Annotated in this window: 16 protein-coding genes and 1 tRNA gene; 12 read left to right on the top strand and 5 right to left on the bottom strand. The window is 70.6% G+C overall.

Translation table 11 applies throughout. The annotated features are described in order from the left end of the window. Positions 1–5 precede the first annotated feature (5 nt). The gene (locus tag J4Z35_RS00560; RefSeq protein WP_006943997.1) at positions 6–1,460 is read right to left on the bottom strand and encodes an NAD-dependent succinate-semialdehyde dehydrogenase; all 1,455 of its coding nucleotides are present in this window, start codon (positions 1,458–1,460) and stop codon (positions 6–8) included. Positions 1,461–1,599: 139 nt separating this feature from the next. Then, positions 1,600–2,937 (bottom strand): 4-aminobutyrate--2-oxoglutarate transaminase, encoded by a 1,338-nt coding sequence (gabT, locus tag J4Z35_RS00555; protein ID WP_208065266.1) that lies wholly within the window; start codon positions 2,935–2,937, stop codon positions 1,600–1,602. A 225-nt stretch (positions 2,938–3,162) separates the two neighbouring features. On the opposite strand from gabT, the gene J4Z35_RS00550 reads away from it, so the two are divergent. Continuing rightward, entirely contained in the window at positions 3,163–4,038 is an 876-nt protein-coding gene (locus J4Z35_RS00550) for a LysR family transcriptional regulator (RefSeq protein WP_144707627.1), read from the top strand. A gap of 15 nt (positions 4,039–4,053) precedes the next feature. On the opposite strand, the gene J4Z35_RS00545 is transcribed toward J4Z35_RS00550, so the two are convergent. Continuing rightward, positions 4,054–6,126: an acyltransferase family protein gene (locus tag J4Z35_RS00545; RefSeq protein ID WP_208065265.1), complete on the bottom strand. Its 2,073-nt coding sequence runs from the start codon at positions 6,124–6,126 to the stop codon at positions 4,054–4,056. 97 nt (positions 6,127–6,223) lie between these two features. On the opposite strand from J4Z35_RS00545, the gene J4Z35_RS00540 reads away from it, so the two are divergent. From J4Z35_RS00540 to J4Z35_RS00495, 10 genes are all read left to right on the top strand, one after another. Then, on the top strand, positions 6,224–6,472 hold the full coding sequence (locus J4Z35_RS00540) for a hypothetical protein (protein WP_208065264.1): 249 nt from the start codon (positions 6,224–6,226) through the stop codon (positions 6,470–6,472). Positions 6,473–6,804: 332 nt separating this feature from the next. Continuing rightward, a tRNA-Pro gene (locus J4Z35_RS00535) sits at positions 6,805–6,881 on the top strand. A gap of 187 nt (positions 6,882–7,068) precedes the next feature. Further along, complete coding sequence (locus tag J4Z35_RS00530) at positions 7,069–8,058, top strand: cytochrome c oxidase assembly protein (RefSeq protein WP_208065263.1); 990 nt, start codon at positions 7,069–7,071, stop codon at positions 8,056–8,058. 840 nt (positions 8,059–8,898) lie between these two features. Beyond that, complete coding sequence (locus tag J4Z35_RS14280; protein ID WP_231729362.1) at positions 8,899–9,273, top strand: hypothetical protein; 375 nt, start codon at positions 8,899–8,901, stop codon at positions 9,271–9,273. A 96-nt stretch (positions 9,274–9,369) separates the two neighbouring features. After that, complete coding sequence (gene kdpF / locus J4Z35_RS00520; RefSeq protein ID WP_197079011.1) at positions 9,370–9,471, top strand: K(+)-transporting ATPase subunit F; 102 nt, start codon at positions 9,370–9,372, stop codon at positions 9,469–9,471. Positions 9,472–9,482: 11 nt separating this feature from the next. Then, positions 9,483–11,120: a potassium-transporting ATPase subunit KdpA gene (kdpA, locus tag J4Z35_RS00515; RefSeq protein ID WP_006943959.1), complete on the top strand. Its 1,638-nt coding sequence runs from the start codon at positions 9,483–9,485 to the stop codon at positions 11,118–11,120. After that, complete coding sequence (kdpB, locus tag J4Z35_RS00510; RefSeq protein WP_006943930.1) at positions 11,117–13,132, top strand: potassium-transporting ATPase subunit KdpB; 2,016 nt, start codon at positions 11,117–11,119, stop codon at positions 13,130–13,132. Before kdpA ends, kdpB begins: the two co-directional genes overlap by 4 nt. Position 13,133: 1 nt before the next feature. Then, positions 13,134–13,706: a potassium-transporting ATPase subunit KdpC gene (gene kdpC, locus J4Z35_RS00505; RefSeq protein WP_208065262.1), complete on the top strand. Its 573-nt coding sequence runs from the start codon at positions 13,134–13,136 to the stop codon at positions 13,704–13,706. A 37-nt stretch (positions 13,707–13,743) separates the two neighbouring features. Beyond that, complete coding sequence (locus J4Z35_RS00500) at positions 13,744–16,383, top strand: ATP-binding protein (protein ID WP_062256084.1); 2,640 nt, start codon at positions 13,744–13,746, stop codon at positions 16,381–16,383. Further along, on the top strand, positions 16,380–17,057 hold the full coding sequence (locus tag J4Z35_RS00495; protein ID WP_074046341.1) for a response regulator transcription factor: 678 nt from the start codon (positions 16,380–16,382) through the stop codon (positions 17,055–17,057). Before J4Z35_RS00500 ends, J4Z35_RS00495 begins: the two co-directional genes overlap by 4 nt. A gap of 18 nt (positions 17,058–17,075) precedes the next feature. Here the strand turns inward: J4Z35_RS00495 and J4Z35_RS00490 are convergent, their stop codons facing one another. After that, complete coding sequence (locus J4Z35_RS00490) at positions 17,076–18,227, bottom strand: metallophosphoesterase (RefSeq protein ID WP_208065261.1); 1,152 nt, start codon at positions 18,225–18,227, stop codon at positions 17,076–17,078. 36 nt (positions 18,228–18,263) lie between these two features. Here J4Z35_RS00490 and J4Z35_RS00485 point away from each other — a divergent pair, with 36 nt between their 5' ends. Further along, positions 18,264–18,734, top strand: a complete 471-nt coding sequence (locus J4Z35_RS00485) for a GatB/YqeY domain-containing protein (protein WP_006943945.1) — start codon at positions 18,264–18,266, stop codon at positions 18,732–18,734. Positions 18,735–18,822: 88 nt separating this feature from the next. Here the strand turns inward: J4Z35_RS00485 and J4Z35_RS00480 are convergent, their stop codons facing one another. Then, entirely contained in the window at positions 18,823–19,155 is a 333-nt protein-coding gene (locus tag J4Z35_RS00480) for a WhiB family transcriptional regulator (RefSeq protein ID WP_082740484.1), read from the bottom strand. Positions 19,156–19,194 lie beyond the last annotated feature (39 nt).

Genomic DNA, 19,194 nt, shown 5'->3' with positions numbered 1-19,194 from the left:
GGCGCTCAGAGCGCCATGCCCACGTACTTGGTCTCGAGGTACTCGTCGATGCCCTGGAAGCCGCCCTCGCGGCCGAATCCGGAGGCCTTGACCCCGCCGAACGGCGCGGCCGGGTTCGAGATGACGCCGACGTTGACGCCGACCATGCCGTACTCGAGCTTCTCGGCGACCCGCAGCGCCCGCGAGTAGTCCTTCGAGAAGAAGTACGCGGCGAGGCCGTACTCCGTCGAGTTCGCGCGGGCGATGACGTCGTCCTCGTCGGTGAACGTCTGGATCGCGGCGACCGGGCCGAAGATCTCCTCGCGCACGATGTCGTCGTCACCGGGCACGTTCGTCAGGACGGTGGGGGCGACGAAGTTGCCCTCGCTCGGCACCTGCTCGTCGCCGCACACCTTCGTGGCGCCCGCGGCGACGGCACCGTCGATGAGTCGCTGGACGTTCTTCACGGCCTTGCCGGTGATGAGCGGGCCGACGGTGACGCCCTCGTCCATGCCGTTGCCGACCGTCATCGCCTTCATCTTCGCGGCAAACTTCTCGCCGAACTCCGCGGCGACCGACTCGTGCACATACAGACGGTTCGCGGCCGTGCAGGCCTCACCGATGTTGCGCATCTTCGCCGCCATCGCGCCCTCGACGGCCGCGTCGACGTCAGCGTCCTCGAAGACCATGAAGGGCGCGTTGCCACCGAGCTCCATCGACACGCGCAGCAACTGCTCGGCCGACTGCTCGACGAGCTTGCGGCCGACAGCCGTCGAGCCGGTGAACGTCAGCTTGCGAGCTCGCGGGTCGCGAATGAGCGGCTCCATGACGCCGCCCGAATCGCTCGTCGTGACGACGTTGACGACACCCTTCGGGACGCCGACCTCCTCGAGGAGCGCGACGAGGGCGAGCATCGTCAGCGGCGTCTCGGCGGCGGGCTTGATGACCATCGTGCAACCGGCCGCGAGCGCCGGACCGATCTTGCGCGTGCCCATGGCGAGCGGGAAGTTCCACGGCGTGATCATGAGGCACGGGCCGACGGGCTGCTTCATCGTCAGCAGTCGCGATCCGCCCGCGGGGGCGGGCAGGTACGTGCCGTTGATGCGCACGGCCTCCTCCGCGAACCAGCGGAAGTACTCGGCGCCATAGGCGACCTCTCCCTTGGCCTCGGCGAAGGGCTTGCCCATCTCGAGGGTCATGAGCGCCGCGAAGTCGTCGGTGCGCTCGATGAGCAGCTCGAACGCCTTGCGCAGCAGTTCGGAACGCTCACGCGGTGTGGTGGCCGCCCAGCTCGCCTGCGCGGCGTGCGCGGCGGCGAGGGCTGCGTCGCCGTCAGCGGGGGAGGCGTCGGCGACGCGCGCGAGGACCTCGCCGGTCGCGGGGTTCGTCACCTCGAGCGTCTTGCCGCCCTCCGCGTCGCGCCATGCGCCGTCGACGAACAGCTGCTTCGGCACGTCGTTGATCAGAGCCTTCGTGTCCATGTGTCTTTCCTATCCCAGATTCGTGGTGTACCGGCGAGTACGGCGGGTGCAGCTGTGGAAGCGGCTGTGCCGGATCGCCCGGGGCGGGGCGATCCGACACAGCCTGTGGATGGTCGTGCTCGCTCAGGCGCTCAGGCGCTCAGGCAGTCGCGGAGTCGAACGCTTCGGCGATGATGTCGAGGCCCTCGCGCAGCAGGTCGTCACCGATGACGAGCGGCGGCAGGAAGCGCAGGACGTTGCCGTACGTGCCGGCCGTCAGCGTGACGACGCCCTGAGCGTTCGCGGCGGCCGCGATCTTCTTCGTCAGGTCGGCGTCGGGCTCCTTCGTGCCGGCCTTGACGATCTCGACGGCCATCATGCCGCCGCGTCCGCGGATGTCGCCGACGACGTCGTGCGTGTCGGCGATCTGGCCGAGGCGCTCGCGGAAGATCGCCTCGATCTCCTTGGCGCGCGCGGGCAGGTTCTCCGACTCCATCGTCTCGATCGCGCCGAGGGCGCCCGCGCAGGCGACGGGGTTGCCGCCGTAGGTGCCGCCGAGGCCGCCTGCGTGGACGGCGTCCATGATCTCGGCGCGGCCCGTCACGGCCGCGAGCGGCAGGCCGCCCGCGATGCCCTTGGCGGTCGTGATGAGGTCGGGCACGACGCCTTCGGCGTCGCACGCGAACCAGTCGCCGGTGCGGCAGAAACCGCTCTGCACCTCGTCGGCGATGAAGACGATGCCGTTCTCGCGGCACCAGTCGGCGACCTTCTTCAGCCAGCCGGCGGGCGGCACGATGAACCCGCCCTCACCCTGGATGGGCTCGATGATGACGACCGCGACGTTCTGCTCGCCGATCTGCGCGTGCACGGCGCTCGTGAACGCCTCGAAGGCGTCGGCAGTGATCGTGTCGGCGTTGCCGACCCAGCGGTACGGGTACGCCATCGGCATGCGGTAGACGTCGCCCGCGAACGGCCCGAAGCCCTGCTTGTACGGCATGTTCTTCGCCGTGAGCGCCATCGTCAGGTTCGTGCGGCCGTGGTAGGCGTGGTCGAAGGCGACGACGGCCTGACGGCCCGTGTGGACGCGCGCGATCTTGACGGCGTTCTCGACGGCCTCGGCGCCCGAGTTGAACAGCGCCGAACGCTTCTCGTGGTCACCGGGTGTCAGCTCGTTGAGCTTCTCGCAGACGGCCGTGTACTCCTCGTACGGCGTCACCATGAAGCAGGTGTGCGTGAAGTCGTCGAGCTGGTTCTTGGCCTTCTCGACGACCTTCGGCGCCGAGTTGCCGACGCTCGTCACGGCGATGCCGGAGCCGAAGTCGATGAGCTGGTTGCCGTCGACGTCGACGAGGATGCCGCCGCCCGCACGCTCGACGTAGACCGGCAGGCCGATGCCGACGCCCGCGGAGACCGCGCCCTTCGTCCGCTGGTGCAGTTCCTGGCTCTTCGGGCCGGGGATGGCGGTGACGAGCTTGCGCTCCTGAGGGACGGACGTCATGGCCGTGTCCTTTCGTCGTGCGGGATCGAACCGAGGTGCGAGTGATCAGGGTCGATCAGTGTTCTCCCTCACTCTGAGGCTTGGCGCCTATGCTGTCCAATATCAATTTTCGATGATTGGTATGCATGTTGGGAATAGGCCGCTGATGGGCTCTGGCCAGCCGCCGAGGGCGGTGAAAGTGACCGTAGATCGCCGATGTGGACGTAGATCGCAGAAGGGGACGGTATGGAGTTGAGGGCGGTCGAGTGCTTCGTCGCCGTTGCCGACGCCGGGACGGTGACGGCCGGCGCGGCGCGACTCGGCGTGGGGCAACCCGCCGTCACGCGTCAGATCCAGCAGTTGGAGCGGCAGCTGCGCATCCGCCTGTTCGATCGTGAGGACGGGCGGCTGCGCCTCACCTCCGCCGGCATCGACGTGCTGCCCGTCGCGCGTCGACTGCTGCGCCAGGCCGACGCCGTGAGTGACGCGGCCCGCGGCGTCGCAGCCGGCCGTCTGCAGCGGGTTCGTCTCGTCAGCCCCGGCACGACCCGCGACGACGTCCTCGCCCCCTGGCTCGCGACGTGGTCCGCCGACGCGCCGCTGCCGAGCATCGCCGAAGCGTCCGTCGACGACGTCTACGACACGTTGCGTCGCGGAGCCGACCTCGCCGTGGCGCCGCTCGCACCACCCCCGGCGTTGGGCAGCCGCGTCGTCGCGCGCCTGCCGCTGTGGGCGTGCGTCGCGCCGACCCATCCGTGGGCGCAGCGCGATGCCGTCGACCTCGACGAGCTCGCGGGTGCTGACCTGCTTCTGCTCGAACGCAGCTTCTCGGCGCGCCGCGTGCTCGACGCAGCCCTCGACGCAGAGCAGCTCGGCGTCGAACCCCGCGCGGAGTTCGCCTCACCCGTCGTCGCCCAGGCCGTCGCGGCCAGCGGGCGCGGCGTCTGCGTCCTCACCGACGACCCCCGCTTCGGCCTCGTGCCCCTCACGATCCGCGACGCTGACGGCGACGCTCTCGGCATCCGCCTCCACGCCGCGTGGGATCGTCGCCATCACGCCGCTGACGCGCTCGAACGGCTCGCGCAGGATCTGGCGCGCTTCACGCGGCGGAGGTATGCCTGACGAGTCGCGTCGCGGTCAGCCCTTCGAAGCCTTTTGCACGAGGCTGATGTAGACGGGCATCGCTGCGAGGGTGGGGTGGACGCCGTCGATGAAGTACTCGGGGTGGTCCTTGGAGGCGCCGTACCAGTCGACGAGGTGCACCCACGGCCGGCCCTTCGCCGCCTCGCGGATCGCATGCAGCGCCTGCTTCTGGGTGCCCAGCGTGGTCTTCGGCACCACGAGCACGACGCGTTCGTCCTTCAACGCGTCGAGGGTCTTGGCGAGCATCTCCTGCGGCACGACACCGTTGTCGCCGGTGTGGAGCAGGACGACGTCGCTCCTGATCGTCCCCGCCTTCGCAGCCGCCATGACCTGCTCGAGCACCGCGTTCGCCTGCTGGCTCTTCGCGGCGTGGTTGTCGACCGTGCGGTAGGCGTGCGGGAGCTGGTTGAGCGCGACGGACGCGGGGACGGAGTCGCCCCAGACACTGATGCTCATCTGCTTCGTGGCGCGGGTGTCGAGCCCGGCCGCGGGGGTGTTGCTCGACGACGACGGGCTCGCCGAGGTCGACGACGCCCCGGGGCGCCCCGGCGTCGGCGGGGCGGACGGCGCCGGGGTGGGCGTGGCGTCGATCCCGGGCGCGGGTGCCGTCGTCTCCGTCGACCCCTGACGGTGCGCGACGAGCTGTGTCGCCGTGACGACGAGCGCCGCCGCGAGTGCGAGACTCGCGACCATGGCGCCGACACGGCGGTCGACGACAGCACCCCGCGCGCGACGCAGGCAGGCGCGCACCCCGGCGCGACGCACGGGCATCTCGACGTAGCGGTAGCTCAGTTCGGCGAGCACGAACGTCGCGACGCTCAGCGCGATCGCAGGCAGCAGCCACGACGACTCCATCGCGTCGGTGACGAACGGCAGTGTCACGAGCGGCCAGTGCCACAGGTACAGCCCGTACGAGCGGTCGCCGACGTAGCGCAGCGGGCGCCACGACAACGCGCGGGCGAGTGGGCCGTCATGGACGACGACCCACACGAGCGTCGCCACGACGAGTGAGAAGGCGAGGAACCCGCCCCAGCGGTAGAAACCCATCGAGAGGAAGTCGAGCTGCGTCATCACGGCGGAGACGGCGACGAGCGCGGCGACGCCGGCGACCGTCATGCGGGTCGTCGCCGGCGTGAACGTGCGGCGCGAGCGGAACCCCCGCCCGTCGAGCAGCAAGGCGAGGGCGGCGCCGACGAGCAGGCCCATGACGTGCGTGTCCGTGCCGAAGTAGACGCGCGTGGGGTCGTCGGCCCAGCGGCCGGTCGACGCGAACGCTCCCGAACTCATCGCGACGCTCGAGGCGAGCGCCCCGCCGATCGTCACGGCCAGCAGGACGTGACGCCGCGTTCGTGTGGCGCGAACAGCGAGGAGCACCCCCGCCACCACGAGCGGCCACAGCAGGTAGAACTGCTCCTCGATCGCGAGCGACCACAGGTGTTCGAGGAACCACCACGAACCGAAGTCGCCGTACTGCCGTCCGCCGTACACGTACCACCAGTTCGACGTGTACGTCAGCGCCGCCGCCGAATCGCGCAGTTGCTGCGCGAGGCCGGACGGATGGAAACACGCCGTGACGAGCGTCGTCACGGCGAGCAGGAGCAGCGCGGCGGGCGCGAGGCGTCGTACGCGAGCGGCCCAGAACGCCTTCAGATCGATGCCGCGCAGCGGCCAGCGCGACCACAACTGGCTCGTGATGAGGTAGCCCGACAGGACGAAGAAGATGTCGACGCCCAGGAAACCGCCGCTGAACCCGGGCACCCGGAAGTGGAACGCCATGACGGCCAACACCGCGAGCGCGCGCACGCCGTCGAGGGCCGGCAGCCGGCCGCGCCGCGGAGTCGCGACGGTCGCTCGCGCGGCGTCGGAGGCTGGTTGCACGGCGTCGGAGGACGACGGGGCGCTCGTGTCGGCCGATGTGGTGGGGCCTGTGATGGCGTCAGTGCGAGCGGCGTCCGAGGACGGGGCGCTCGTGTCGGTCGACGTGGTGGGGTCTGTCGTGGCGTCCATCGCGTCGGTGACCACTGACGTCGCGTTGCTCGCCGCGGATTCGCGAGCCGGCGGGGCCAACCGTTCCGCGTGGTGGGGTGCCTGACGCGGGGGTTTCGCGAGCATGTCCGTGGGGCGTCTCCGAGGCCGAGAGCTCGCCTCGCGGGCCGCTCGGTTCGTGCGGTCGACCGACTTCCCGACGGTCGTGCGCGAGGCCGCCGCCGTCGCCGGCGTCTCGACGACGTCCCTCGACGGCTCGACGCGCAACGTGTCCGCGTCGTTCTTGACGCGCGCGCTCGGGGACGCTTCCCGAGATGCGGGAGAGGACGTTGCGGGAGCGTTCGCTGATCGCGGCGGGGACGTCAGCGGGTCGGCGCTGAACAGCCAGTCGGGCAGGTCATCGCTCGATGAGGGCACGCCGCCATGACCTGCGTTGCGGTCGCGACTGCCTGCCGCGCTCCCGCTCCGGCCTGCAGTCGCGGTGCCGTCGCGACGAGCCGTGCCGCGACCGCGAGGCGTGCGTGGCCCGTCGTGGTCCGTGCCCACGATTGTTCCCCCTGGCGTTCGTTCCTCCCTGACCTTTGATGGTATGACCTGGCCACCCCGATGGACGTGGCGACGCGCCCACGATGACGTAGCTCACGAACGGGCCGCCAGGGCGTCGGTGACGACGGTGCCCCGACGATTAGCGCCGACGCGCCGCGGCATGTAAGGTTTGGTGTCGCTGCCGATCGCATCGGTGGCGCACGACGAGAGTCGCGGGGTGTGGCGCAGCTTGGTAGCGCGCGTCGTTCGGGACGACGAGGTCGCAGGTTCAAATCCTGTCACCCCGACCAGCGTCAGCAAGGCCCTCATCGGTTCGCCGATGGGGGCCTTCGCCGTACCCGTCCGAATGCGGGCCCAGCCGTGTGCGTCGTGGCCGCAGTGCGCAGTTGCCCGATCCCGCGGCGACGCGAGCGCGTTCGAAACCGCCGCCGAGGCGAGTTCACCGCCCTCCCAGCCGACGCGCGCACAATGCCCGCTGTGAACGAACTGCATGCCTCGTCATGGCTGACCGACTGGCGACCGGGCTCATGGGGCACCCTCCTCGTCGCAGTCGTGACGATCGGCTACGTCGCCCCCTGGATCCGCGCACGCCGTCGCGGACGAGCTGACGTCTCGTGGCTCGCGTGGTTCCTGACGTTCGGCGCCGGCGCGCTCGCCTACACGCTGTGCGGGCCTGTCGAGGTGTGGTCGACGCGCCTCATGTGGGTGTTCGCGCTGCAGGTCGCGCTGCTCGTCGCCGTCATCCCGACCGGCTTCGCGCTCGCGCGCCCCGTCGACGTCATCGAGGGCGCGGCGGGGTCGACGGCGCTGCGCCGGATGCTCGGCGGGCGCCTCGGACGGGCGCTCATGTACCCGTTCGTCAGCTCGATCCTCGCGATGGTGAGCGTCATCGTCGTCTTCTTCACGCCCTACGGGCAGGCCGCGCTCGACTCGACGCCGATGCGCATCGTGCTCACCGTGCACCTTCTCGTCGTCGGCGTCACCGTCGTGCTGCCCCTGCTCGCCGGCGATCTGCTGCCCGCGTGGGCCGGGCCCGGCGTGCGCGTCCTGCTCGCCTGCGTCGACGGCCTGTTCGACGCGATCCCCGGCATCCTCGTCATGACGCACCACGATCTGCTCATGCCGCACTTCCCCGGCTTCGCAGCGTCCGCCTCCACCTACCGCGGCGACATGTCCGCCTCGCTCGATCAGAAGTTCGCCGGCGGAGCGCTGCTCGCCGTCGCCGAGAGTGTCGGGCTGCCCCTGCTCGCAGCCGTCTTCATCGAGTGGATGCGCGCCGACCGCGCGAGCGCCCGCCGCGCCGACGCCGAACTAGACGCCCAGTACGGCGACGGCCCCGGCACGACGACGCCGTGGTGGATCACCGCGGCGCCCGGCACGTCCGAGGGCAGCGCCGACGCCTCACCCACAGCCTCCGAGGGCGACGCCGACGCCGCGTCCGATCGGACGTCGACGCCCTCCACGTGACGCACACCACGATTCGGAGCGTTCTCCCAGCGGGGCTCACGGGCAATTCCCCAGATGAGTCCTCACCCTTCCTCCATGGGGTTGAACGGGACGTGGCTGCCGATCGTGCTCGGCTGCGCCGCGGCACTCGTTCTCGTCGTCATCGTCCGGGGAGGCTCGTGGGGGGGCGCAAGCCGTGGATGCAGGCGCTGTCGCGCCTCGGCCTGACGGCACTGTTCACCACGCTCGCGCTCGTCGGTGCCCTCTCAACAACGAGTAGGCGTTCTACACGAGTTGGGGTGACCTGCTCGGCGACTCGCCTGCGGACACGCCGCGTCACTACGGCGCGCCCACGCCGGCGCCCGCCCTGGATCAGCAGGCCCCTCCGCGAGCGCCACCCCGACGGCGCCGACGACGCCGCACGCCCTGCCCGCGCTGCCGCAGCCGGGTCAGCGCCTGCAGAAGTGCGAGATCCCGGGCCCGAAGAACGCCGACGGGCGCCCCACCGCGTCGCGCAAGGTGTACGTCCAGCTGCCGGTGGGGTACGACCAACACTCCGCGACGCGTCACCCCGTCATCGTCGCGATGCACGGATTGCCGGGCAGCCCAGAGACGTACAGCAAGCTCGACCACCTCTACACGCGTCGACAGGGCTGTCAGCGACCGCCGCATCGCCGCGCCCATCGTCGTCGTGCCGCAACTCAACCGCACCCTCGACGACGACACGGAGTGCAGCGACGACCCGCACGGCCTGCAGACCGAGACGTGGCTCGCCTCCACGCTGCCGACGTGGGTGAAACACACCTTCGCCGTCGCGCCCGGGCGCGGGTCGTGGGCGACGTGGGGGTACTCCCTCGGCGGATGGTGCGCCTCGATGCTGACGATGAAGCACCCCGCGACGTTCGGCGCCGCCGTCGCCTACCAGGGCTACTTCCGTCCGCAGTTCGACGGCCACCCGCCGTTTCCCCCAACTCGCCGCAGGCGCGCAGCTACGACCTCATCGCCCTGGAGAAAGCCAACCCGGTGCCCGTGTCGCTGTGGCTGTTCGCCTCCGACGCCGACAAGGTGAGCTACCCCTCCGTCAAGGAGTTCCTCACCGTGGTGAAGCGGCCCACCGACGTCACGGCGCGCATCGCGCAGGGCGGCGGCCACCGCCTGTCGGTGTGGACGCGCAAGATCCCGCGCTCGTTCGACTGGCTCGTCGAGGTGCAGCCCGGTTTCGCACCGCGCCCCTGAACGCCGGGGCAGCGACGCAGGGGAAGAGCCTGACGTAAAGAACGCGTCAAGACGCGACAAGGCGACCTCAAGACGAGCGGTGCGCCGCCGGGGCGGTTGCACGCTCGATCCATGATCGAAATCGTCATCGCGGGCATCATCGCCCTCGCACTGCTGGGGTACCTGCTGTACGCCCTCATCCGGCCCGAGAAGTTCTGAGGGCCGCGCACATGAACGTCACTCTTCAGGCGATCTGCATGATCGCCACCATCGCGCTGCTGCTGGCGTTCGTCCACGTGCCGCTCGGCACCTGGATGTACCGCTGCTTCACGGATGAGAATGACTGGGCGCCGGAGCGCCTCATCTACCGGGCCGTCGGCGTCGACCCGCGCGTCGAGCAGGGCTGGCGCACGTACGCCGTCGCCAGCGTCATGTTCGGCGTCGCGTCCGTCGTGCTGCTGTTCGCGCTCATCATGGCGCAGGGCGTCCTGCCCTGGGGCCTGGGGCGCAGCCAGGACTGGCACACGGCCTTCAACACGGCCGTCTCGTTCACGACGAACACGAACTGGCAGAGCTACGGCGGTGAGTCGGGCGCCGGGTACACCGTCCAGATGGCCGGCCTGAACGTGCAGAACTTCGTCTCCGCCGCGACGGGCATGGCCGTCGCCGTCGCCCTGTGCCGCGCGATCGCGCGCAGCAACGCCGCGACGATCGGCAACTTCTGGGTCGACCTCGTGCGCAGCTGCACCCGCATCCTGCTGCCCATCGCGTTCGTCGGCGCGCTCGTGCTCGTCGCGGGCGGCGTCATCCAGAACCTCAGCAGCCCGCACGACGTGACGACGCTCGTCGGCGGCAGCCAGACGATCCAGGGCGGCCCCGTCGCCTCCCAGGAGGTCATCAAGCTGCTCGGCACGAACGGTGGCGGTTTCTTCAACGCGAACTCGGCGCACCCGTTCGAGAACCCGAACGCGTGGACGAACCTGTTCGAGATCCTCCTCGTGCTCGCGATCCCCTTCTCGTTGCCGTGGATGTACGGCCTCATGGTCGGCGACCGCCGTCAGGGCGCGGTGTTCACGACGGCCATGGGCGCCCTGTTCACCCTGAGCGCCGGCCTCGGCATCTGGGCCGAGTCCAGCGGTGCGCTCGGCTCGATGGAAGGCAAGGAGCAACGCTTCGGCATCGTCGGATCGGTGCTGTTCGGCACCGCGACGACGGGCACCTCGACCGGTGGCGTCAACATGATGCACGACTCGATGAGCCCCCTCGGCGGCGGCCTCATGATGCTCAACATGATGCTCGGTGAGGTCTCGCCCGGCGGCGTCGGCACCGGCCTGTACAACATCATCATCTTCGCGCTGCTCACCGTCTTCATCGCCGGCCTCATGGTCGGACGCACGCCCGAACTGCTCGGCAAGGCCATCGGCCGACGCGAGATCACGTACTCGGCGCTCGCCGTCGTCGTCATGCCCGCGCTCGTGCTGATGTTCACCGCCGCCGGTGTCGTGCTGCCGGTCGCGAAGGACGCCCTGCTCAACCACGGCCCGCACGGCCTGAGCGAGATGATGTACGCCTACACGTCGGCGTCGAACAACAACGGTTCCGCCTTCGCGGGCCTGGCGGCCGACCAGCCGTACCTCAACCTCACGCTCGCGGCGTGCATGTTCCTCGGACGCTTCCTGCCCATCGTGCTCGTGCTCGCCGTCGCCGGCGCGCTCGTCTCGCAGCAGCGGCGCCCCGCCACGGCCGGCACGATGCCGACCCGCGGGCCCGTCTTCACCAGTCTGCTCGTCGGCATCATCGTCATCGTCGCCGGGCTGACCTTCTTCCCCTCACTCGCTCTCGGCCCGATCGCGGAGGCCCTCTCGTGAACGCATCACTCGCCCTTACGGCCCTCGAATCGGCGCCGGACGCCCTGCGCAAGCTCGACCCGCGCCACCTCGTGCGCACCCCCGTCATCTTCGTCGTCTGGGTGGGCTCGGTGCTCACGACGGTGCTGTCGATCATCCACCCGTCGGTGTTCTCGATCTCCGTCACGATCTGGTTGTGGCTGACGATCCTGTTCGCCAACCTCGCCGAGGCCATCGCTGAAGGGCGCGGCAAGGCGCAGGCCGACACCCTGCGTCAGACCCGCGTCGACTCCATCGCCCGCCGCCTCATGCCGCACGGCGGCGAGGAGCGCGTGCCCGGCACCGAACTGCGCGTCGGCGACCGCGTCGTCGTCGAGGCCGGCGAGGTCATCCCCGGTGACGGCGACGTCGTCGACGGTGTCGCGACGGTCGACGAGTCGGCCATCACCGGTGAGTCGGCGCCCGTCATCCGCGAATCGGGTGGCGATCGCTGCGCCGTCACCGGCGGTACGACGGTGCTGTCGGACCGCATCGTCGTCGAGATCACGAGCAAGCCCGGTGAGACGTTCATCGACCGCATGATCGCGCTCGTCGAGGGCGCCGAACGGCAGAAGACGCCGAACGAGATCGCCCTCGGCATCCTGCTGACGACGCTGACAATCATCTTCGTCCTCGCCGTCATGGCGATCTGGCCGATGGCGAGCTACTCGGGCCACGACATGTCGCTCGTCGTCCTCGTCGCGCTGCTCGTCTGCCTCATCCCGACGACGATCGGTGCGCTGCTGTCCGCCATCGGCATCGCCGGCATGGATCGCCTCGTGCAGCACAACGTGCTCGCGATGTCGGGGCGCGCCGTCGAGGCCGCAGGTGACGTCTCGACGCTGCTGCTCGACAAGACCGGCACGATCACCTACGGCAACCGCCGCGCCGGTGACGTCGTCCCCGTCGAGGGTGTCTCGCGCGCGGATCTCGTCCGCGCCGCTTGCCTGTCGTCGCTCGCCGACGAGACGCCCGAAGGCCGGTCGATCGTCGAATACGCTGCGGCAGAAGGGTTCACGGCGACCGAGATCGCGGACGTCGTCACCGTTCCGTTCACCGCGCAGACCCGCATGTCCGGTATCGACCTGCCCGACGGCAGCGCCATCCGCAAGGGCGCCGGCTCGGCCGTCGCCGCGTGGGTGCACGAGCTGGGCGGCCACATGGCGCACGACATCGACGCTCGTGTCGAGGCGATCAGCCAGGCCGGCGGCACGCCACTCGTCGTCGCCGAGCGTGACGCCGACGGCACCGCCCGGATGCTCGGCGTCATCCACCTCAAGGACGTCGTCAAGCCCGGCATGGCCGAGCGTTTCGCGCAGATGCGCGAGATGGGCATCCGCACCGTCATGATCACGGGCGACAACCCGCTGACGGCCGCCGCGATCGCGAAGGAGGCGGGGGTCGACGACTTCCTCGCCGAGGCGACGCCCGAGGACAAGATGCGCCTCATCAAGGCCGAGCAGGAAGGCGGACGTCTCGTCGCGATGACCGGTGACGGCACGAACGACGCGCCCGCCCTCGCGCAGGCCGACGTCGGCGTGGCGATGAACACAGGCACGTCGGCGGCGAAGGAGGCCGGCAACATGGTCGACCTCGACTCCAACCCGACGAAGCTCATCGACGTCGTCGCCATCGGCAAGCAGCTGCTCATCACCCGCGGAGCGCTGACGACGTTCTCGATCGCCAACGACGTCGCGAAGTACTTCGCGATCATCCCCGCGATGTTCGTCGTCATCTTCCCGGGCCTGAGCAAGCTCAACATGATGCATCTGCACAGCCCCGAGTCGGCGATGCTGTCGGCGGTCATCTTCAACGCCCTCGTCATCGTCGCGCTCATCCCGCTCTCGCTCAAGGGCGTGGCGTACCGCTCGCTCGGTGCCGCCGCGATGCTGCGCCGCAACCTGCTCGTCTACGGCGTCGGCGGCGTCATCGCGCCCTTCGTGGGCATCAAGCTCATCGACCTCGTCCTGTCCGTCACCCCGGGAGTGAAGTGACATGTTCGTTCTTCGTCAGGGTTGGGCCGCGCTTCGTGCGCTCCTCGTCCTCACCGTCGTCCTCGGCATCGCCTACCCGTTGCTCGTCACGGGCGTGGCGCGGGCGATGCCGGCCCGGGCGGACGGCTCGATCGTCCGCGCCGAGGGTCGCGAGGTGGGTTCCAGTCTCATCGACCAACCCACGAGCGACGCGAAGTGGTTCGCGGCGCGCCCGTCCGCCGTCGACGCCCCCGGCGCCGAGAGCGGCGGCTCGAACCTCGGCCAGAACGCCGACGAGCAGAAGAAGGCGATCACCGAGCGTCGTGCGGCGCTGACGAAGGCCAACCCGAACGCGACGGGCCCGATCCCGGACGACGCCCTCACCGCGAGCGGCAGCGGCGTCGACCCGGACATCAGCGTCGCCTATGCCCGCTGGCAGGCACCGCGGATCGCCGCGGCCCGCGGGATGAGCGTCGCCGACGTCGAGAAGGTCATCGACGCCCACATCGAGAAGCCGGCCCTGGGCTACCTCGGCGCCGAACGGGTCAACGTGCTCGACCTCAACATCGCACTCGCGCAACGCGCTGCTCGCTGAGCGGGCGGAAACCGCGACGGCAGAAGAAGATGGACGCATGACACGAGGCACGTTGCGCATCTACCTCGGTGCGGCCCCCGGCGTCGGCAAGACCATGGCGATGCTCGCCGAGGGCCGACGCCGGGCCGGGCGGGGAACGGACGTCGTCGTCGGTTTCTGCGAGACCCACGGGCGCACGGCGACGGCCGTCGCGCTCGAGGGCCTCGAGGTCATGCCGCGACTGCGGCGCGAGTACCGGGGCGCGACGCTCGAGGAGATGGACCTCGACGCCGTGCTCCGGCGCGCGCCGCAGGTCGCGCTCGTCGACGAACTCGCGCACACCAACGTGCCGGGCGGCCGCCACGAGAAGCGGTGGCAGGACGTCGAGGACCTGCTCGCGGCGGGCATCGACGTCGTCTCCACCGTCAACATCCAGCACCTCGAATCGCTCAACGACGCGGCGTTCGCCATCACCGGCGTGCTGCAGCGCGAGACGGTGCCGGATGTCGTCGTCCGGCGCGCCGAGCAGGTCGAACTCATCGACATGGCGCCCGAGGCACTGCGTCGGCGGATGGCGCACGGCAACGTCTACAAGCCGGAGAAGGTCGACGCGGCGCTCGCCAACTACTTCCGCCAGGGCAACCTGACGGCCCTGCGCGAGCTCGCGCTGCTGTGGCTCGCCGACCGCGTCGAGGAGAGCCTGACGGCCTACCGCAGCGACCATGACATCGTCGGTACGTGGCCGACACGTCACCGTGTCGTCGTCGCCCTCTCCGGTGGGCGCGAGGGCGCGACGCTGCTGCGCCGCGCCGCCCGCATTGCCGCGCGCGGCAGCGGCGGCGAGATGCACGCCGTCTTCGTCGTGCGCGACGACGGCCTGCGCACCGCCGAGGCCGACGTCGTCAGCGGCCTGCGACGCCTCACCGAAGAGCTCGGCGGGACGTTCCACACCGTCAGCGGGCCCGACGCGGCCGAGGCCGTCCTGCACTACGCGCGCGGCGTCAACGCCGACCAGATCGTCGTCGGCCTCAGCCGGCGCTCGCGGGCCCAGGCGATGCTGCGTCCCGGCACGGGCGAGCGCATCATCGCGGGTTCGGGCGAGGACATCGACGTCCACGTCGTCACCCACGAGCTCGCGCACGTGGGCTCGTCACCGACCGAACGCGAGGGGTTGTCGACGCGCCGGGTGCGGCTCGGCTTCCTCACCTCGGTGACCGCCCCGGCGCTGCTGAGCGCCCTGCTCGTGCCGCTGCGCTCCGGTGTCGGGCTGCCGCTCATCGTGCAGCTGTACCTGCTGCTCACCGTGGTCGTCGCGCTCATCGGCGGGATGGCGCCCGCGATCACGGCCGGTGTGCTGTCGTCCCTGCTCATCAACTGGTTCTTCACCCCGCCCATCGGCACGCTGACGATCTCCGACCCACAGAACGTCGTCGCGCTCGTGCTCTTCGTCGTCATCGGCGCCGCCGTCTCGCTCGTCGTCCACGCGAGCGCCCGCCGGGCCGCCGACGTCAGCGCCTCGCACCAGGAGGCGACGGCGCTCGCCGAACTCAGCCACACGATGCTGTCCTCCGCCGACCAGCTCGCGCTGCTGCTCACGCGCTCGCTCGAGATGTTCGACCAGGACGCGGCGGCCGTCGTGCGCACCCGCGGGCCGGGTCGCAGCGTCATCGCCTCGACGGACGGCTACAGCGACGTCGCCGCGCAGGCGCTGCCGCGCGAGAAGACGACGGTCGAGCGCATCGACGACGAGCACGACCTCGTCCTCGTGGGGCGCCCCGTCCCCGCCGAGCGGCAGCGGCTGCTGGGGGCGTACGCGATGCACGCGGCGGCCGTGCTGCACCGTCGAGCGCTGCTCGACCTCGCCGAGTCGGCCGACACCCTCGTGCGCGACAACAAGGCGCGCACCGCGCTGCTGTCCGCCGTCTCCCACGATTTGCGCACGCCCCTGGCCGGCATCAAGGCCGCCGTCGGCAGCCTGCGCAGCGACGAGGTGACGTTCTCGCCGGAGGACCAGGCGGAACTGCTCGAAGCCGTCGAGACGTCGGCCGATCGGCTCGATGCGCTCATCGGCAACCTGCTCGACGCCTCACGGCTGCAGACCGGCGCGCTCGTCGCGAACCCGCGCGAGATCGACCTCGCCGAGGTCGTCACACCCGCGGTGCGCGCCCTCGAGACACCCGATCGCGTCACCTGGCACCTCGACGACGCCGCGCGCCACGTCGTCGCCGACCCCGGCCTGCTCGACCGCGTCCTCGCGAACGTCCTCGAGAACGCCCTGCGTCACGGCGGCAGCGACGGCGTTGTCGTGACGACGAGTGCGCTCGGCCCGCGCGTCGAACTACGCGTCGCCGACCACGGCCCCGGCATCCCCGACGAGGCGCGCGAAGAGATATTCCGGCCCTTCCAGCGCTACGGCGACGCACCCGCGGGTGACGGCATCGGGCTCGGTCTCGCCGTCGCGCGCGGCCTGACGGAGGCGATGGGCGGCATGCTGGAGGCGGAGACCACTCCCGGTGGAGGTGTCACGATGGTCATCGTCCTGCCGGCCGTGGCGAACGCAGCGGGTGCGACGAGCGAGGCCGAGCCCGGCGCTGAATCGGAACCCGAGTCGGCGCCCGAGGCCCGGCCCCAGGACGCTGAGGCCGACCAGCCGGTCGATACCCGGTTCGCAGACGCAACCACGCGCGGTGAGTCATGAGTGAACGAGTGCTCGTCGTCGACGACGACCCGACGATCGCGCGGACGCTGCGCATCAACCTCAAGGCGCGCGGCTTGGACGTCGAGACCGTCGGGTGCGGCCTCGATGCCCTCAGCACGTGCGCAGACGCGATGCCCGACCTCGTCGTCCTCGACCTCGGCCTGCCCGACCTCGACGGCGTCGACGTGCTGCGCCGACTGCGTCAGAGCTCGAGCGTGCCTGTCATCGTGCTGTCGGCTCGTCAGGAAGCCGATGACAAGGTCGAGGCGCTCGACGAGGGTGCCGACGACTACGTGACGAAACCGTTCGGCATCGAGGAGCTCATGGCGCGCGTGCGGGCCGCGCTGCGGCGAGGCGGCGCCGAACCGTCCGGCCCGGCGCCCGTCGTCACCGCGGACTTCTCGCTCGACTTCACGACGTACGAGGCGAGCGGGCCGACGGGGGCCGTCCACCTCACGCCGACGGAGTGGCGCCTGCTCGCCGAACTCGCGCGCCACCGCGGGCGCGTCGTGCCGCACGAACAACTGCTGCGCGCCGTGTGGGGGCCGCAGTACGGGCGCGAGTCGAACTACCTGCGCGTCTACTGCGGGCAGCTGCGTCGCAAGCTCGAACCCGAACCGTCCCTCCCGCGCTGGATCGTCACCGAACCCGGCATCGGCTACGTGCTGCGCTGACGCGCCGCGCAGGGCTCGTCAGTGCGCCTTCGCCGTCAGCGTGATGAGTGTCGCCTCGGGACGGCAGGCGAAGCGCACGGGCGTGTACTTGTTGTGTCCGAGCCCGGCGGAGACGTGCAGCCACGCCGCGTCGTCGGTCGCGGCGGACGACGGCAGCGCGGTGCGGCGCCGTTCGCGCGCCGTAGCCTCCGAGCGCGAGACCGAGTCGTTGTGCACGCGGTGGGCGTCGAGGACGTCGAAGCGCTCGCCGATCTCGGCGGCGGAGTCGAGGGGCGAGCCGTCCGTTGCGAGCGCACCCGGCCCGATCGGCACGGCCTGCGTCGAGTCGACGCCGGACGCGCCGGGCCACCAGCGCGAGACGCCCTTGACGCGCGAGGTGTCGAGGTCGCAGTTCGTCACGAGCGCGCCGTGGAACGGCACGCACAGCTGCCCGCCGTGCGTGTGACCGGCGATGACGGCGTCCGCGCCGTCGGCCGTCATCGCGTCGAGCACGCGCGTGTACGGCGCGTGGACGACGCCGATCGTCGCGGCCACCTCACCTCGGCGCGACGCGGCCTCACCGGCGACCTGCGGGTAGTCGTCGTACTCGAGGTGCGGGTCGTCGACGCCGAGAAGCTCCAGCGCCACGCCGTCAGCCCCCACCCGCACCCGCTCGCGTCGATGCGTGAGGTCGAGCCAGCCGCCCGCGGTGAAACCGTCACGCAACTGGGCGATGTCGAACTCACCCGTCTGCATCGCCGCGCCCTTGGCATGCGAGTCGTCGAAGTAGCGCAGGGGGTTCTTGAGCTTGGGGTAGAAGTAGTCGTTCGAACCGAAGACGAACGCGCCGGGAAGCTCCATGAGCGGCCCCATCGCGCGCAGCGCAGCGGGGATGGCGTGCTCGTCGCTGAGGTTGTCGCCGGTGTTGATGACTAAGTCGGGTTCGAGCCGCGCGAGCTGACGCACCCACTGGATGCGTCGTTCCTGACGCGGCACGATGTGCAGGTCGCTGACGTGCAGCACCCGCAGCGGCGCCGTCCCGGGGGCGAGCACCGGCATCTCGACGCGGCGCAGCGCGTACCAGTTGCGCTCGATGAGCGAGGCCCAGGCCAGCGCCGCCGTACCGCCGGCGGCCGTGCCTGCAGCGGCCAGCGACAGCGCGCGGGGGAGGGGGCGGGCGGGGAAACTCATGCGGGGATTCTCGCACCGGGGTGGAAGAATGACCGCATGAACGCAACCGGTGCCACCACCTTGAAGGCCACTCTCCACACCGACCTGACCGACGCGATCCGCGAGCGCGATCAGGTGCGTAGCGCGACGTTGCGCATGGTCCTGACGGCCGTGTCGAACGCCGAGGTCGCAGGCAAGGAGCACCGTGAGTTGAGCGATGACGAGGTGCTCGCCGTCATCGTCAAGGAGGCGAAGAAGCGCCGCGAGGCGGCTGACGCCTACGTCGGCGCCGGGCGCACCGAGCTCGCCGAGAAGGAGAACGCGGAACTCGCCTGCCTCGAGGGGTACCTGCCGAAGCAGCTGAGCGACGACGAGATCGACGCGATCGTCGCCGAGGCCGTCAGCGCCACGGGCGCATCCGGCATGAAAGACATGGGCAAGGTGATGGGCGTCGTCAAGCCCAAGATCGGCGAGCAGGCAGAGGGTGGGCGCGTCGCGGCGGCCGTCAAGAAGGCGCTCGCGGGCTGATCACTTGCTGCGGGCTCAGGTGCCCGAATGGCGGTGAGGGCCGTGCCGACCCCAGCGGTCGGCACGGCCCTCAGCGTTCGTGCACGTCTCAGCTCGCGCGGCGGATGCCTGCGGCGGCCTCGTCGGCGCGCGCCATCTTGAACAGGGTCGCCCACGACTTGACGTCCGGACGGCGACGCAGCAGCGCGCGGCGCTCACGCTCCGTCATGCCGCCCCAGACGCCGTATTCGGTGCGGTTGTCGAGCGCGTCGGCGAGGCATTCGGCGACGACGGGGCAGCGCTGACAGATCGTCTTCGCCGACTGCTGAGCAGCCCCCTTGGCGAACAGGTCGTCAGGTGCCGCCGCGGCGCACTGGGCGCGGGCGGCCCAGTTGTCGTCCCAGACGGGCGTCTGCGTCTCTTCTTCGGCCATGATCGTCATCGGTGCCCTCCCCTTGTTGGTGCGGATGACGGTGTGGCG

Origin of the sequence: Dermacoccus sp. NHGro5 (genome assembly GCF_017565385.1) — a bacterium.
GTDB lineage: Bacteria > Actinomycetota > Actinomycetes > Actinomycetales > Dermatophilaceae > Dermacoccus > Dermacoccus nishinomiyaensis.
This window is presented reverse-complemented; position numbering and strand designations above follow the sequence as displayed.

What these genes read in the sequence shown, in the direction of transcription:
- J4Z35_RS00560 (WP_006943997.1), bottom strand. Translation starts at nt 1,460, where the DNA reads ATGGACACGAAGGCTCTGATCAACGACGTGCCGAAGCAGCTGTTCGTC.
- gabT (WP_208065266.1), bottom strand. Translation starts at nt 2,937, where the DNA reads ATGACGTCCGTCCCTCAGGAGCGCAAGCTCGTCACCGCCATCCCCGGC.
- J4Z35_RS00550 (WP_144707627.1), top strand. Translation starts at nt 3,163, where the DNA reads ATGGAGTTGAGGGCGGTCGAGTGCTTCGTCGCCGTTGCCGACGCCGGG.
- J4Z35_RS14280 (WP_231729362.1), top strand. Translation starts at nt 8,899, where the DNA reads ATGGTGCGCCTCGATGCTGACGATGAAGCACCCCGCGACGTTCGGCGC.
- kdpA (WP_006943959.1), top strand. Translation starts at nt 9,483, where the DNA reads ATGAACGTCACTCTTCAGGCGATCTGCATGATCGCCACCATCGCGCTG.
- kdpC (WP_208065262.1), top strand. Translation starts at nt 13,134, where the DNA reads ATGTTCGTTCTTCGTCAGGGTTGGGCCGCGCTTCGTGCGCTCCTCGTC.
- J4Z35_RS00500 (WP_062256084.1), top strand. Translation starts at nt 13,744, where the DNA reads ATGACACGAGGCACGTTGCGCATCTACCTCGGTGCGGCCCCCGGCGTC.
- J4Z35_RS00495 (WP_074046341.1), top strand. Translation starts at nt 16,380, where the DNA reads ATGAGTGAACGAGTGCTCGTCGTCGACGACGACCCGACGATCGCGCGG.
- J4Z35_RS00490 (WP_208065261.1), bottom strand. Translation starts at nt 18,227, where the DNA reads ATGAGTTTCCCCGCCCGCCCCCTCCCCCGCGCGCTGTCGCTGGCCGCT.
- J4Z35_RS00485 (WP_006943945.1), top strand. Translation starts at nt 18,264, where the DNA reads ATGAACGCAACCGGTGCCACCACCTTGAAGGCCACTCTCCACACCGAC.
- J4Z35_RS00480 (WP_082740484.1), bottom strand. Translation starts at nt 19,155, where the DNA reads ATGACGATCATGGCCGAAGAAGAGACGCAGACGCCCGTCTGGGACGAC.